14 protein-coding genes are annotated in these 14,661 nt (G+C 43.0%); 2 read left to right on the forward strand and 12 right to left on the reverse strand.

Annotated features, from left to right (window positions below):
• Positions 1-118: 118 nt before the first annotated feature.
• The 7 genes from ACN6OV_RS07495 to hcaE all read right to left on the reverse strand — a co-directional run bounded on the left by ACN6OV_RS07495 (position 119) and on the right by hcaE (position 6,616).
• Positions 119-1,027 (reverse strand): DMT family transporter, encoded by a 909-nt coding sequence (locus ACN6OV_RS07495; protein ID WP_427951468.1) that lies wholly within the window; start codon positions 1,025-1,027, stop codon positions 119-121.
• 284 nt (positions 1,028-1,311) lie between these two features.
• Complete coding sequence (hcaD, locus tag ACN6OV_RS07500) at positions 1,312-2,547, reverse strand: 3-phenylpropionate/cinnamic acid dioxygenase ferredoxin--NAD(+) reductase subunit (RefSeq protein ID WP_427951471.1); 1,236 nt, start codon at positions 2,545-2,547, stop codon at positions 1,312-1,314.
• Positions 2,548-2,558: 11 nt separating this feature from the next.
• Positions 2,559-3,521, reverse strand: coding sequence for a 3-carboxyethylcatechol 2,3-dioxygenase (locus tag ACN6OV_RS07505; protein WP_427951474.1), 963 nt, complete (start codon positions 3,519-3,521; stop codon positions 2,559-2,561).
• 65 nt (positions 3,522-3,586) lie between these two features.
• A complete protein-coding gene (hcaB, locus tag ACN6OV_RS07510; protein WP_427951477.1) occupies positions 3,587-4,405 on the reverse strand; it encodes a 3-phenylpropionate-dihydrodiol/cinnamic acid-dihydrodiol dehydrogenase in 819 nt (272 codons plus the stop codon).
• 2 nt (positions 4,406-4,407) lie between these two features.
• On the reverse strand, positions 4,408-4,734 hold the full coding sequence (gene hcaC, locus ACN6OV_RS07515) for a 3-phenylpropionate/cinnamic acid dioxygenase ferredoxin subunit (protein ID WP_078189742.1): 327 nt from the start codon (positions 4,732-4,734) through the stop codon (positions 4,408-4,410).
• Positions 4,734-5,252 carry a 3-phenylpropionate/cinnamic acid dioxygenase subunit beta gene (gene hcaF / locus ACN6OV_RS07520; protein WP_427951482.1) on the reverse strand — a complete coding sequence of 173 codons (519 nt, stop codon included), beginning with the start codon at positions 5,250-5,252 and terminating at the stop codon, positions 4,734-4,736. The genes hcaC and hcaF overlap by 1 nt, the downstream gene beginning before the upstream one ends.
• Positions 5,249-6,616: a 3-phenylpropionate/cinnamic acid dioxygenase subunit alpha gene (hcaE, locus tag ACN6OV_RS07525; RefSeq protein ID WP_427951485.1), complete on the reverse strand. Its 1,368-nt coding sequence runs from the start codon at positions 6,614-6,616 to the stop codon at positions 5,249-5,251. Before hcaE ends, hcaF begins: the two co-directional genes overlap by 4 nt.
• Positions 6,617-6,894: 278 nt before the next feature.
• On the opposite strand from hcaE, the gene hcaR reads away from it, so the two are divergent.
• The gene (hcaR, locus tag ACN6OV_RS07530; RefSeq protein WP_427951488.1) at positions 6,895-7,800 is read left to right on the forward strand and encodes a DNA-binding transcriptional regulator HcaR; all 906 of its coding nucleotides are present in this window, start codon (positions 6,895-6,897) and stop codon (positions 7,798-7,800) included.
• Between the two features lie 304 nt (positions 7,801-8,104).
• Positions 8,105-8,782: a DUF1345 domain-containing protein gene (locus ACN6OV_RS07535; protein ID WP_427951491.1), complete on the forward strand. Its 678-nt coding sequence runs from the start codon at positions 8,105-8,107 to the stop codon at positions 8,780-8,782.
• A gap of 57 nt (positions 8,783-8,839) precedes the next feature.
• Here ACN6OV_RS07535 and ACN6OV_RS07540 read toward each other — a convergent pair whose 3' ends face one another.
• The 5 genes from ACN6OV_RS07540 to mhpD form a co-directional block, all read right to left on the reverse strand.
• Entirely contained in the window at positions 8,840-9,697 is an 858-nt protein-coding gene (locus ACN6OV_RS07540; protein ID WP_427951494.1) for an alpha/beta fold hydrolase, read from the reverse strand.
• 294 nt (positions 9,698-9,991) lie between these two features.
• Positions 9,992-11,245, reverse strand: coding sequence for an OprD family outer membrane porin (locus ACN6OV_RS07545; protein WP_427951496.1), 1,254 nt, complete (start codon positions 11,243-11,245; stop codon positions 9,992-9,994).
• A 416-nt stretch (positions 11,246-11,661) separates the two neighbouring features.
• A complete protein-coding gene (gene dmpG, locus ACN6OV_RS07550) occupies positions 11,662-12,681 on the reverse strand; it encodes a 4-hydroxy-2-oxovalerate aldolase (protein WP_427951499.1) in 1,020 nt (339 codons plus the stop codon).
• Positions 12,682-12,692: 11 nt separating this feature from the next.
• Positions 12,693-13,589, reverse strand: coding sequence for an acetaldehyde dehydrogenase (acetylating) (locus ACN6OV_RS07555; protein ID WP_427951502.1), 897 nt, complete (start codon positions 13,587-13,589; stop codon positions 12,693-12,695).
• Positions 13,590-13,625: 36 nt separating this feature from the next.
• Entirely contained in the window at positions 13,626-14,423 is a 798-nt protein-coding gene (gene mhpD, locus ACN6OV_RS07560; protein WP_427951505.1) for a 2-keto-4-pentenoate hydratase, read from the reverse strand.
• Positions 14,424-14,661 lie beyond the last annotated feature (238 nt).

The following is a 14,661-nucleotide window of genomic DNA, read 5'->3' on the forward strand; positions in this document are numbered from 1 at the left end:
AGTGTTGGTTCGCACTTATATTTTAACGATTTGGGCTCAGGTTTTTTTATTTAAATTAAACTATGGGACAGCAGTGAGACGATGCTTCCTTATTTACTGATTGTTTGTTGCAACTGATTTAAATCCGATTGAAATATTGGCTGCGCCATTCTTTCCAGAAATACATCACGATCCCCAACATCACTACAACAATACCAATAAAGGCATTGGGACTGATATGTTCATGATTTAAGGTCGCGCCCAGCACCAAAGCAATCACGGGAGTCATTACATTACTTAAAGACACCGTGGATGCAGCCAAACGTTTGATCAGCCAGAAATAGCACAGCATCGCCACAATCGACGACAGAATCATGGTAAAGATAAAACCTATCATTGCACGACCGCTTGGTATTGCTGTGGGAAAATGTTGCCAAATGAAGGGAATAATCAAAAGCGAACCCAGTGCAGATACAATTAGAGACCCTGTGGCTTGCGACATCGGTTTTAGCGGTGCATTGATCTGCTTGACCCAGAAAATAGAGCTGATATAGGAGACCATACTGATCAGCATCAGAACGATGCCAATCGGATTGACTTTGCTGTCAGCGGAATCGGCAAAGACAAAGGTCAGGCCGCCCACTGCAATCGCCATGCCCAGCCATTGCAACCAGATCAGTTTATTCGTTTTTAAAATCACATGACCGATCAAACCAGCAATCAGCGGTGAAAAACCAAAAATCAGCGCCATCAAGCCTGAAGTCAGATAGTTCGCAGCCAGATAAATAAACAACTGCGCACCGATCAGATTTAAACTGCCCGCCACATAGCTTTTGAACGATACTGCATCAAAAGGCAAAGGATCATGCATAAGTTTCAAGAGGAATAGCGCAATGATCGATGCACCAAAGTAACGGATAATCAGTACCCACATCGGATGCACTTCCGCCACACTCCACACAATCGCCAGCGGCGTGGCCGCCCAAATTAGCACCAAAAGCGCATAGATACTTGCCGTGACCATCATGGAAGATGAATTTGAGTTCATAAACTGCTCAATAAAAATGTATTAAAAAGAATCGAACCAAATTTATGTTCAAATCCACAATCAACAATACTGATGGCAGCATGGATGCCGCCTGGTCGTTTGGGGTATATGGACGTACCCTCAAACAATCAAAAAAATTTTGTTACTTTTAATCTTTTAAAAGTAACAACTACCTACGCGAAAACTTTCTAAAGCTTCGAGTAAAATGTGGTCATGACAATAAACCATATGCATAAAAAAGCAGACCCACGTTACCATAGGTCTGCTCTTTTTAGGCATTCAGCTTATTTTACAAGTTTACGTAAATCTTGGCTTAAATCTAAATATTTATCTGCTTCAAACGGTGCATGCTTGCTAATCAATTTTTTCAAATGACGCATCTCTTTGGCTGCATTCACAGTAATACCGCCCACGATGACGCCATCAGTCACACCAAATAAAACAAATGATGATTCAGCACGCTGTTCAGCATTCATCTCACCGCGCGCAATCCATTCCGCTGCGCCCATATCACCGACAAATTGATAGTTGATGCTTAACTGATCGGTCCAGAACCATGCTGGATTTGGGGTTGGATGCTCAACACCCATCACATGACGCGCAAAGATGCCCGCTTGTAAGTTGGCATTTTCCCACGTTTCGACACGGCGATGGTTGCCGCAGTCACGAAGCTGAGTTGCTACATCACCTGCTGCATAGATGTCAGGATGTGAAGTTTGGCAGTCTTCGTTGACCTTAATGGCACAGTCCACCGCTAGCCCAGCATCCGCAGCAAGCTGCATATTCGGCACAATACCAATACCGTAAATCACCGCATCGGCACGAAGTTCTTCACCACCTTCCAGCGTGATCACGACTTCTTCGCCATCTAGCTTGCAATCTGTAATCGCGGTAGAAAGACGGACATCAACACCCGCAAGGCGTTGCTGCGCCAATAAGAATTCGCTTAATACACGTGGAGATGAACGGCCCATCACCATAGGACCCATTTCGATCACCGTCACTTCGCAGTCTTTAGCACGTGCCGAAGATGCAAGCTCAAGACCGATCACGCCACCGCCAATCAACACCAAACGACGACCCGGCTGTAATACCGGAACTAAGGCTTGAGAATCTTCAAGGTTGCGCAGGGTATACACGTGTTTGCCTAGCGCATCGAAGTTCGGTAAACGGCGCGCTGCGCCACCAGTTGCCAGTAGCAATTTGTCAAATGCAACCATTTCGCCATTTTTCAGTTCAACGGTTTTCGCGTCTGCGTTAATTTTCACCACGCCATTGCCACGAATATGCTCAACCCCTAAATCTGCCAGTTTTTCTTCCGACAGAATTTCGATCTTGGTTTCTTCAGGCTTTAAAATCACGTCTTTAGACAAAGGCGGACGTTCATAAGGAAGATGTGTTTCATCACCCACCAAAATGATTTTGCCTTCATACTTGTTCGCACGGAGTTCTAAAATGGCGCTAGCACCAGCTTGACCAGCTCCAACAATAACGATGGTTTCGATACCATTTTGGCTCATGGGTTTGTTCCTTATTTCAATTCTGCAGATACGATGCCGAAGCCCGCAATCCACTCACTAATATCTTCGTAGCAATGTGTTGTCATTGCATATTCACCGACTTCATGCAAGGCAGCAAAGGCAGCCATCCACGAACGCACTTCTTGACCGCCACGGCCGCCCTCGACACGAATTTCGGCTTCAGTCATTGCTTCAATCGCAGCAAAATCAGCTTGGGCAAATGTTTCGAGGAGTGCACGATCCCATTCTGGGTTTAATGGCACAGCCACAGACGTATCACCTGCAGCGAGTTTTTGACCGACAGCAATGATTTTACCCTGACGTGTGTTACGCGCTTCTGCAGTCGGGTTACGACCACAGATCAGGAATTCTTCCACTTCTGGTGGCACTGAACCCATTTGCGGTGTCGGTGGATCATGAGAAAGACCACCTGTACCCAAGATCAATACACGTTCATTTTCCAAGTTCAATGATTGAATAAACTGACCCACTGCACGACCCAAAGCCACTGTACGCTTAGTGGTTGGCATCGGTGCAGCTGCACCATTGATAAAAATTGGAATCGTTGGGTAACGATCAAGCTGACCGCCACACAAGAAATGTAATGGTTGAGTCACGCCATGGTCGGCTTGCATACGGTATGAGTACGCTACATCGACACCTTCATCCAACACACGGCGCACTAAATTCACAGCTGTTTCTTCAGGTACGTTGATGTGGTCATTGTCTTTACCATAATCCCAGTCGCCTGCGGCTTTGGCACGAATACCCACGCAGAAACTCGGCATCAAGTCATAGAAGAAACCATTAAAATGGTCTGGACCAAAAGTAATGATTAAGGTTGGATTATAATCTGCAACTTCTTTGGCAAGTTTGGCAAAAGTTTCACGAACTTTTTCCTCTTTATATTTCTCTTGCGGAGAAGCAAATTCCATTAAGGGGCTGTGCGATGCACAAATAAGTTTAACGGCCATGGGTGACTCCTAAACGGAAGGCAGCCAAAATGGCTGCCGAGTAAGTTCTTTACGTTTTGGCGAATTTAGATCTCGTCAAAGAAGCCAGCACGTGGTTGACGTAAACCACGGATACCTAGACCACATTCCGCATTAATTAAAACGCCTGTCAGTGGACGGTTGTTCTGACGAGAAGCCAAGAGTACGTAAGAACCAGTCATATCTTCAGGTTCTGGCAAGAAGCCAAGCGGCATACCACGTCCAATTTTTTCAGGATCACGGGCATCTAATAGACCCAGATTTTCCTGACCTAAAGATGCAGCGCCTTTGATGTTGACATTCATACCTGACGGTGCAACCGCATTCACTCGTACTTTAGGCGCAAGCTCATAGGCCAATTCTTTCATCACGCCGACCCCTGCATGCTTAGATGCAGTATATACAGGGCCTCCGCCTGCGGAATACAGTGCAGAATTAGACAAAGTAAATATGATGGAACCTTCAGAAGCGATCAATGCATCGAGTGCCGCTTTGGCACCTAGGATCAGCGACTTGGTGTTAATACCCATGATTTCATCAAAGGCTTTTTCCAGCTGCTCACCCGAAGTATTGACGATATCGGCATAATGATCCCAGATACCAGCGTTTCCGACGAAACAGTCAAGCTTACCAAAGCGTTCCACCGTCGCATTAACAGCACGGACGTTGTCTTCATAGCTGGCTACATCCCCTTCGATCGCAAGCACTTTGCCACCGAAATGTTCATTTAAGGCATCCACTTTTTCTTTTGAACGCTGAAGAACTGCAACTTGTGCACCCTCTTCTAGGAAACGTTCAACCAGTGCCCAGCCTAAGCCTGAACCACCGCCAGTAATAAGTGCAACTTCGCCTTGTAGCCAACCCATGATTACTCTCCTGCCATTTCTACGTATAAAGCACCATCTTCAACAATCACTGGGAATGTTTTGATTGGATCTGTTGCTGGTAAGCATAATGCTTGCCCAGTTTTTAAACAGAAACGTGCTGAATGAAGTGGGCATTCCACTGTGCCGTCATCTTCAAGGTAACCTTCAGACATTGAAGCATTACCGTGTGAACAACGGTCGTTCATGGCGAAAAATTCTCCGCCATTGTTGAATACCGCAAGCGCTTCAATACCATTCACGCCACAATCTACTTTCAATGCATCGCCTTCGTCTAAATCATCGACTTGGCAAACAAAAATCTTATTCATTAGAAGAACACACTCAGGTTATGTGAGTTGTAAGTCACCTGATCAAGGATAATCTTACGGTTGAAGATTTGGAAACCTTGCTCAGTATCGACTTTGCGGATCTTGTCGTGACGCTTACCACAGTAGATGGTGACATCTTTTTCTTTCTGGGTACGGTACAACAAGTAGGTCACGTAAACGTCGTATTCACCTGCAACTTCAGTCGCTTCAACAATCACATTTGAAACCATATGTGTTGTACGTGAAGGAGGTTCTTCAGCCCAAGCCATACCTGTCTCTAAACGAGCTACACGGCGTTCCAGCAAATCTTTGGTATCGTTAAATACCCAAGTCGTTGGTGGCTCAACCGAACGACGACGGTCACGTGTTTGAGCGTTTGGTGTGGTGCGTAAGGTATAAGAAATATCTTCCCCTAACACATCTAACCATTCGCGGAATTTCCAATCGTCCAGCAATTTTGCTTCACGATAAAGAAACTGACTAATTTGGTGATGGAGTTCTAAACTAATTTGACTCATTTCATAAGCTCCTTCTCATATTCGTCAGCCGCAGCTTCAACGTCTTCCCATTTTTCATGAATCAATAGGTCAGCCCAACGACGGTACATACCACGTGCAGCTGTTTCTGAGAAAATGTAGTTGGTGATACCAGGGATACCATCTTCACGTACTTTCTCGTTACCTTTACCCATTTCCATAATCAATTTGTTTTGACGGGCTTTATAACCACGTAAAACTTTTTGAATTTCAATCCAGTTTTCCGAGTCATCTTGCTCAAGAAAACCAGCAGGACCGAATGCACGTGTTGCAGAACGTTCAAAAGCTTCTTTCACTTCTTGCGATGCTTCAGCGTCTGCAATACAGAATGCCCACACTTCAGTTTTGTTTGGACCACGTGGGTGCCATACGCGAAGTGTTGCTGTACCGTTCAACCAAGACAAAGTTGGGAACATGGTGTTGTGACCTGCAAGACGTAAAGCACGAACTTCGCCTAAACGCTCTTTTACTTCTTCATAAGTTTCACGGAAGTAATTGGCAACTTCACCATCAACCCAAACGTTTGCATCGGGTTTTTCGGTGAAGAAGAAACCTGAACCGTGACCACGTGAACCGTATTGGATTGCGTCTTTTGCAGTTTCCCACACTGGACGTGCTGTTTGTGCTGCACCTAATTTCTTAGATGATTCGTCATCAGGTTTCGCGCCCAAAACTTGGATCGCAGAAGCGTGAGAGAACAATGCGTGGTATTGGTCAGAAGCAAACTGTTCAGCTGCAAATTTCCAGTTACAGTCAATTTCCCACTTGTGTACACCACCAATAATTTCTGTACCACCCGGACGACGGTCAAGCACACCATCTAAGTACCAAGCGATATCGCCCATGTATTCTTCAAGATCAGGCGTGGTTTCATCCCAACAAGCGAATACTAAGCCTTTGTATGATTTAACACGGTTCACTTCAACCAGACCCCATTGCTCTTTGCACGCACCATGAGGGAATGCACGATCTTCAAGCGGGATATCTTTAAGTGAACCATCAATACCGTATGACCAACCGTGGTACGGGCAAGTGAAAGCACGGGTATTACCACAGTCAGCGAAACTTACACGCATAGAACGGTGACGGCATTGGTTTAAGAATGCTTTGATTGAGCCATCTTTTTGACGCGCAACGATGATTGGATCTTCACCCATATAGGTATTGAAGAAATCGCCAGCCTTAGGAATTTGGCTTTCATGGCATAGGAATAACCATGTACGACCGAACACACGTTCCAATTCAAGTTCGTAAATGTCTGGATCCGTATAGATCGACGGTGTGATACGTCCATTTTGTGCATCGACTAAAGCATCGATTTCGCGCACATCAATTTTTCCACTCATGAAAAGCTCTCCTGTGACCATAAGGCACAAAGTAATAGACTCAACTTTTCAACGATGATGGATTTTAGAGCGATTTTCGGGAAATATTTATTTTGTTTTAATTAAGAGATTTTATGAATAATTACGGTAGATTTTTTTTATATTAAAATTTTTCTAGAAACCGCAAGACCATTTATTTCCTGAATGGCAAAATAATCTACACGTAATAGTTGTTTATAGATTATACTAATCTTACTACTTAGTAAGACATTTTTTGGATTACTCCAGGGGTTGATCATATGGAATTACGACACTTACGCTACTTTATTACTGTGGCTGAAGAACTGAACTTCAGTAAAGCAGCGTTAAAACTTTATACTGCCCAACCCTCTTTAAGCCAACAAATTAAAGACCTTGAAGAAGATGTGGGCGTTAAACTTCTTAACCGGACCAAACGTAAAGTCGAGTTAACGGAAGAAGGTGCCGTATTCCTTGAACAAGCCCGCTTAACCCTCGCACAAGCAGACAAGGCTGTCGCGATGGCACGTCAAGTATCACAAGCCAAACAGCAGATGTTACGCATTGGTTTCGTCCCTGTGGCAGAGATGAAAATTTTCCCTTATGTCCTGCCTAACCTACGGGTACAAAGCCCTGAGCTCAAAATTGAACTCCTCAGCTTAAACAACCTCGAACAGATGAAATTATTGCAAAAAGGTGAGCTGGATATCACTTTTACTCGCCATAATTTCCATAATGATGAGATTGAAAGCCAGTTTGTGCTACGTGAACCTTTAATCTTTATTTTGCCCAAAGATCACCCTCTGGCAAAATATGAACGAATCCCTGTTAAAGCATTGAATGGTATAGATTTTATTATTCCTGCACGAGAACAATCCGGTACATTACACGAAGCGATTTTAAACTTTGCTGCAACCAATGGCATTCAATTTAACATTGTGCAAAAAGCAGATAATATTCTGTTTAATATCAACTCGATTGGTATGGGTTTAGGCTGCACTATTTTGCCGGGCTATATTGCACCGCTGACCATGAACAATACCGTGATTCGCCCACTGGATATTGAATTACCGTATTTAGACCTGTATGTCAGCTACCGTAAAAACGCCAGCTCTGTCGCGGTCGATAAATTCTTAGAATTGTTAACCAAAGTTTTCTATTTGAATATTAATCGCGAACAGCAGTAATTTTCGCGCACCATTCAAATGTAGATCTGGCACCATTATTTTTAAAATGAATAATGGTGCTTTTTTAAGCCCGGATTTGCCTAAAAATCGATCAATTTAACTTTTCCGCTCACACATTTTATCTATCAGCTCATCGATCTTCATGGGAAATAACTTATAAATTTTAGTTTATGAATTTATAAACCATACTTAAAACCACCAATTTACAACTTAAGTCTAATGAAATTTTCAGCACTGAATTAGACAATTCAACGCTAAATAGCGTAATTTTTTGCCATACAACAAGAATAATGCGAGAGCTACGATGAAAGTCAGTCCATTTTTTCGCCTCAAAACCGGGCTTCAAAGCCGTCCATATTTCTTTGTCAGCTTTATGATCACCATTTTGATCTACGTTTTACTGCAAATGTTGACCTCGTGGCGTTGGTCGAGCTGCTTATTGCTGAGTTGGAATTTGGCGATTTCAGGTTATTTATTTACCACCATGACCAAACTGTGGCAAGCAGATCATTGGCATATTTTGCAGCGCGCGCAGCAGCAAGATGCCAGTAAATGGCTTATTTTATTCTTGGTTTTACTGACCTTGGTGATGTGCTTTATTGCGATTGTGATTGAAGTCAATCAGCTGCCCAAAGATCCGATTATTCGCACCAGCCATTTAGCTCTCTCCATCATTACCATCATCTCGGCATGGTTTTTCGTGCATACCATTTTCGCCATTCATTATGCGCATGACTTTTATTTGGCGGTTGAACGCGCTTTGGACGGCGGTTTAGATTTTCCCAAAACTGAATATCCCACCTATCCCGACTTTATTTATTTTAGTTATGTGATCGGCACATCTGCACAAACAGCAGATGTTTCTATTACCTCGCGTAGCATGCGTGAATTAAATACCATACACATTTTACTGGCTTATGGCTTTAACACTTCGATCTTGGCCATCATTATTAATGTTGTCGCCAGCTTCTTACAAAGCTAAAAAAAGGATGACCATTGTCATCCTTTTTTTATTTCAAAACTCAAGCAACAAAATGGCTTAAACACCACGTGCTGTTAAGTAGTCTTTAATCACGGTGTTGAATTCTGCTGATTTTTCAACTTGTGACCAGTGACCACATTGACTGAAAATATGCGCATCCGCATTTGGCACAGTATTTAAAATGTCCCATGTACGTGACACTGGAATCACCACGTCTTGCACACCATGAATCAATAAGACTGGCACAGTAATGTCTTTCATTTTTTCAAAGTCGAGTGGGAATTCGAAACGGTCACGGTCTCGTGCGCCTACAACATCCATCAAACGATCAGACGCATAGTCATTTTTCGCTGCTTCATAACGGACTTTAACCAGTTCATCTGTGATCAAGTCTTTATTGACCACAAACATGGATAAAGTTTTCTTGATGCCTTCTTCCGTTAGAACTGGGTTCGCATGCGCTTTTAGTGCTGCTGTTTGTTTTGCACCACCAGTACCCATCGACACAATACCCAACACACGTTCAGGGTAGTCCAGCGCCATTTGGAACGCCAACCAACCACCTAAAGAGTTACCAACTAACCACGTTTTTTCAATACCAAGTGCATCTAAAGTACGCACAGCATGATCTACCCAAGCACGGATACCATACGCAGTGTTTGGTGCAACCACTGTTTGACCATAACCGATGGTGTCGATGGCGATACAACGCGCTTGTTCACCAATTTGCGGTAAGTTCAACCACCAGTTTGCAGCAGCAGATACACCTGTACCTGAACCATGTAAAAATAGAATTGGTGTACCCTCACCCACTTCGTGGTAATGAGTCAATTCGCCTTCAGCAGTTTCAATCCATTTATCTTCTAAACCAAAGAATGAATCAGTTGTATAGTCAGGAATCTGAACAGTGCTCATACATGCTCCTCGTATTGCATTGAGCTTGAATTTCAATCCATAACGGATTTAAACCCAAGGGGGAACTCTTTCGAATTTTATGGTTTTACCTTCTCATATTACCTGTTCGACAGGCCTCAACTGATACAAATTTACGATCACACACAACAAAATGACTATAAATTAACTCATTGTTTTTATTTAGATTTAATTCCTAAATAACCTTAAAATTATTATGGTATTTGTTTTTTTAATACTCTTAGACCAGAAAGGGAAGTTGCATCACAACTTCCCTTTCTTTCGCCCCTAAGCTTGTTAAAACTTATAGGTATAGGTGGTAGCTACACGGTATTCTTCCAAATCAGACTTGTAATCGAAGTTAGCATCGATATACATCGCTTGGAAACCTAAACCTTTGAGCTTACCTTCAGGAACCGTATAGTTCACAATCAAGTTCAGCTCGTCTGAATTTTGATTGGTTTTTCCAGCATATTTTGCATCTGAACCAGTAAAGTAAACAGCAGTCGTATTTAAACCTTTCGCACCCAACTCCGAGAAATCATAGCCATAAGTAAAGCCCCATGATTTTTCATCTGGATTGGTAAATGTCGCTACGCCCCAGTTTACAAGGTACGGCTGTGGCACCCAGCCGCCCAAAGTTGGAAAGGCATTGTCACCAAACATTTGTTGATAACCTAAACCAAATGTATGTGAGCCATAATTGACTTTCGCCCCCACCGACAACGCTTGGTTATCAATTTCACCATAGAGCTTGTCACCCGAATCCGAGTTATCAAAATAGCGAATATGACTGTCTAACTTGGCTTTTTCACCCAGTTTAGTTTTGTAGTTCGCACCTATATAGTGCTGTTGGTAGATATCCTGTACATCGGCATACCAGTAGCTACCACTAATTTCAGGCGTAAATTGGTGATCAATCCCCGCAATATACATCCCGTCAGATGCTGGGCCATTATCGTAATAGCTTGCGCCTTTTGCTGGAGCGAACATCGTCAAATCACGGAACTGGTTATCATAACGATTATTAATACCGTCAATATAAGCCAAGGTTAATTTGGTATTTTTCAGATCTTTGGATTCCAGCCATGCACCGCTGTAAGTAGTCAGCAACTGACGCGACGGATCAAATACCAAAACTGGCGATACCGGTAAAATTTCACCGACTTTTAATTCAGTCTGTGCCACTTTGGCTTTTAAGGTCACACCTACTTTGCCAAAGTTATCTTTTGATTCTTTACCATCGTGCGGCAAAATAAAGTCTGCATTGGTATCACGGCCATTGAGTTTAAAGGCATGCTGTACCAGCAGGTCCGCGCCGACTTGAATGCCCGCGCCAATATCCTGATAACCTGACTTCGCATCCAGCGTAATGCCTTGCGACCATGAACCCCAATTTTTATTTGGAGTATCTTCAATTTGACGATCCAAATAAAAGTTTTTAAATTTCAATTGTACTTGGCTGTCGTCAACAAAGTCCGCATAAGTTGCAGATGTTCCTAATGTTGCTGTCGCAGCAAGAATTGCTATCCATAAATTTTGACGACGCATGGCTTATTTCCCAGTAATCAAATTAAGCTATGAGGTCATCATGCAGAACTCTATCTGTTAAAAAAATCCGACCACAGTATTAAACTTTCTTCCCGCAAAGATGGCTTGTTCTTTACCGATGAAAAATTCATTTTTTTGTAATACTTTTCAACAATAAGCCATTTTAAATGCACAATCAGTCAGATGATTTTAATCCTATGTATTTTATAGTTTTTTTTATTTTACTGAGATAAGTCTGCCTGACATTGTCTCCATTAAGCACTTTTATGTTTAACTCTTTTGTTAACACTTTATTTTTTAAAGAAAATTTTATATTTAAAAGCTATTAAGCCATCATTTTTAAATATTAAATTAAATTTACGGAATAAAAAAAGCACTTCGCTTGAAGTGCTTTTTTAAGATAATTTTTGGAAAGATTAAGCCGTTGCTTCTTTGGCTTTCGACATGGTCAAGGCCAAGTCTTCAATCATATCTTCCTGACCACCAACGGTGCCGCGACGGCCCAATTCAAGCAGAATTTCACGCGCCGATACGCCATATTTTGCTTCAGCACGTTTAGCGAACAAGAGGAATGAAGAATACACGCCTGCATAACCTAAAGTTGCCGCATCACGATCGGCACGGATTGGTTGCTGCATCATCGGTACAATCAGCTCTTCAGCAATATCTTGCACTTTAAACAAGTCCACACCAGTTTCGATTTGCATGCGGTTGGCAACCGCAACAAACAATTCAAGTGGTGTATTACCGGCACCAGCACCCAAACCCGCAGAGGCTAAATCGACACGTTTTGCACCCGCATCAACGGCTGCAATCGAGTTTGCCACACCCATACCTAGGTTATGGTGACCATGGAAACCGATTTCGATGTCTGAAGCTAAGTTGGCACGTAAAATACCCACGCGGTCAGTCACGTCTTGTGGCAGCATATAACCTGCGGAGTCAGTGACATAAATACAGTTCGCACCGTAAGACACCATTTTTTGCGCTTCTTCCAGTAGTTTTTCTGGAGATGCCATGTGCGCCATCATCAAGAAGCCCACAGTGTCCATACCCAGTTTACGCGCAGCGGTAATGTGCTGTTCAGACACATCTGCTTCTGTTGAATGAGTGGCTACACGAATAGTGGCTACACCAACGTCATGTGCCATATGCAAATGATCAACCGTACCAATACCCGGTAACAGCAATGCTGAAACTTTGGCTTGTTTAAGGTTCGGAATTACCGCTTTTAAATATTCTTCATCTGTCGCCGCGGCAAAACCGTAGTTGACAGAGTTACCACCTAAGCCGTCACCGTGGGTCACTTCAATCAGCGGCACACCTGCGTCATCCAAAGCTGTGGCAATGGCAACCATTTGCTCAGGTGTCGTTTGATGGCGCATCGGGTGCATACCATCACGTAAAGTCATATCATTAATAATAATCTTAGACATTTTGGTATTCCTTAAGCTTCGACAGGGTTTAAGACGCGTTCTGCAAACATTTCGGCAGTACGTGCAGCAGCAGCAGTCATAATGTCGAGGTTACCGGCATATTTAGGTAAATAATCCCCTAAACCTTCCACTTCCAAGAACATAGAAACACGGTTGCCATCAAATACTGGACCATTGACCAGTTTGTAACCTGGTACATATTTTTGAACTTCAGCAATCATTGCATGTACAGATTCAGTGATCGCTGCTTGATCTGGCTCACCTTCAACCAAGCAGTGAACCGTATCACGCATCATCAGTGGTGGCTCAGCCGGGTTAATGATAATGATCGCTTTACCCGCTTTTGCACCACCGACTTTTTCAATCGCACCGGCAGTGGTACGAGTAAATTCATCAATGTTTTTACGTGTACCCGGACCAACAGATTTCGTTGAAACTGTGGCAATGATCTCGCCATATTCAACCGGTTGAACACGTGAAATTGCTGCAACCATTGGAATGGTAGCCTGACCGCCACATGTCACCATGTTGACGTTCGGCACTTCACCTGCATCCAATAACGCTTCGAGGTTCACGGGTGGCACACAGAATGGACCGATCGCAGCAGGTGTTAAGTCAATCATTAACACGCCAAGTTCATTCAACTTACGGCTGTTTTCAGCATGGACATAAGCCGAAGTCGCATCGAATGCAATTTTGATATCATCTGCAATCACATGTGGTAATAAGCCATCCACACCGTCAGCAGTGGTTTTCAAGCCCATTTTTGCCGCACGCGCCAAACCTTCAGAAGTTGGGTCAATCCCCACCATCCATACAGGTTCTAAAAATTCGCTACGTTGAAGTTTATAAAGCAAGTCAGTACCAATGTTCCCTGGACCGATCAATGCACATTTAATCTTTTTCATGAATGTGTACTCTTAAAAATTCCGTGAAACCCAAACTTATTTTGCTGCAAATGCCGCAGTCACTGAGCCAAAGCCTTCAATTTCAACATTGAATACGTCGCCTGGGTTGGCCACAACCATTGGGCCTAAAGCACCAGTCAAGATGATATCCCCGGCAAGCAATGGACGACCACGACGAACCATTTCGTCCGCAAGCCATACTGCTGCATTTAACGGGTTGGCAAGACAGGCTTTACCCACACCTTGTGATACCACTTCTTCACCACGAGTCATGACCATTTTGCAATTTACAAGGTCAAGATTTTTAAGTTTTACAGGCTGAGAACCCAATACAAAACCAGCTGAAGATGCGTTATCTGCAACTGTATCAATCAAGCTAATTTTCCAGTTTTCGATACGGCTATCAACCACTTCAATCGCAGGCAGTGCATATTCAGTTGCACTGATAATATCTGCATAAGTGTGTTTTTCTTGGGTTAAATCTTTATTGATGACGAGCGCAATTTCAGCTTCAACTTTCGGTTGAATCAGTAGACCCGCTGGGATTTCTTCGCCATCACCATATGCCATGTCAGCAAACAACATACCGAAGTCAGGTTGATCCACACCAAGTTGTGCTTGTACAACTTTTGAAGTTAAACCAATTTTACGACCGACAAGTCGACGACCTTCAGACAACGCACGTTGGGTATTTACTTCTTGAACTGCATAAGCAATATCAACATCTGCACTTTCGCCACCTAATTGTGGACGGATCGGCGCAATTGCGACTTGATTAATTTCCGCATCGCGTAACGCTTGCGCAACTGATTCAACAACAGCAGAATTCGACATCAATGTTTCCTTAAACTGCAAAAATTGGACACATAACGTATTCATTTCTCAAAATGGGCATGCACCTCAGCATTCGAATCATCCAAGATGACCGACACATGCCATCACACGTTATCTTTAGATGCATTTAGCATCTAGATTTTGAAAAATGAATACCAATACTTATTTTATTTATGACTATAGCTATTAGCTATAAACACACTTATATTTATTATTTAAAATCAATTATTTAATCAAT

The organism is Acinetobacter sp. (genome assembly GCF_050285345.1).
Taxonomy (GTDB): Bacteria; Pseudomonadota; Gammaproteobacteria; order Pseudomonadales; family Moraxellaceae; genus Acinetobacter.

Bases quoted from the DNA above. Each gene is read 5' to 3' on its own strand.
- ACN6OV_RS07495 (WP_427951468.1), bottom strand. From the start codon at position 1,027: ATGAACTCAAATTCATCTTCCATGATGGTCACGGCAAGTATCTATGCG.
- hcaD (WP_427951471.1), bottom strand. From the start codon at position 2,547: ATGAGCCAAAATGGTATCGAAACCATCGTTATTGTTGGAGCTGGTCAA.
- ACN6OV_RS07505 (WP_427951474.1), bottom strand. From the start codon at position 3,521: ATGGCCGTTAAACTTATTTGTGCATCGCACAGCCCCTTAATGGAATTT.
- hcaB (WP_427951477.1), bottom strand. From the start codon at position 4,405: ATGGGTTGGCTACAAGGCGAAGTTGCACTTATTACTGGCGGTGGTTCA.
- hcaC (WP_078189742.1), bottom strand. From the start codon at position 4,734: ATGAATAAGATTTTTGTTTGCCAAGTCGATGATTTAGACGAAGGCGAT.
- hcaF (WP_427951482.1), bottom strand. From the start codon at position 5,252: ATGAGTCAAATTAGTTTAGAACTCCATCACCAAATTAGTCAGTTTCTT.
- hcaE (WP_427951485.1), bottom strand. From the start codon at position 6,616: ATGAGTGGAAAAATTGATGTGCGCGAAATCGATGCTTTAGTCGATGCA.
- hcaR (WP_427951488.1), top strand. From the start codon at position 6,895: ATGGAATTACGACACTTACGCTACTTTATTACTGTGGCTGAAGAACTG.
- ACN6OV_RS07535 (WP_427951491.1), top strand. From the start codon at position 8,105: ATGAAAGTCAGTCCATTTTTTCGCCTCAAAACCGGGCTTCAAAGCCGT.
- ACN6OV_RS07540 (WP_427951494.1), bottom strand. From the start codon at position 9,697: ATGAGCACTGTTCAGATTCCTGACTATACAACTGATTCATTCTTTGGT.
- ACN6OV_RS07545 (WP_427951496.1), bottom strand. From the start codon at position 11,245: ATGCGTCGTCAAAATTTATGGATAGCAATTCTTGCTGCGACAGCAACA.
- dmpG (WP_427951499.1), bottom strand. From the start codon at position 12,681: ATGTCTAAGATTATTATTAATGATATGACTTTACGTGATGGTATGCAC.
- ACN6OV_RS07555 (WP_427951502.1), bottom strand. From the start codon at position 13,589: ATGAAAAAGATTAAATGTGCATTGATCGGTCCAGGGAACATTGGTACT.
- mhpD (WP_427951505.1), bottom strand. From the start codon at position 14,423: ATGTCGAATTCTGCTGTTGTTGAATCAGTTGCGCAAGCGTTACGCGAT.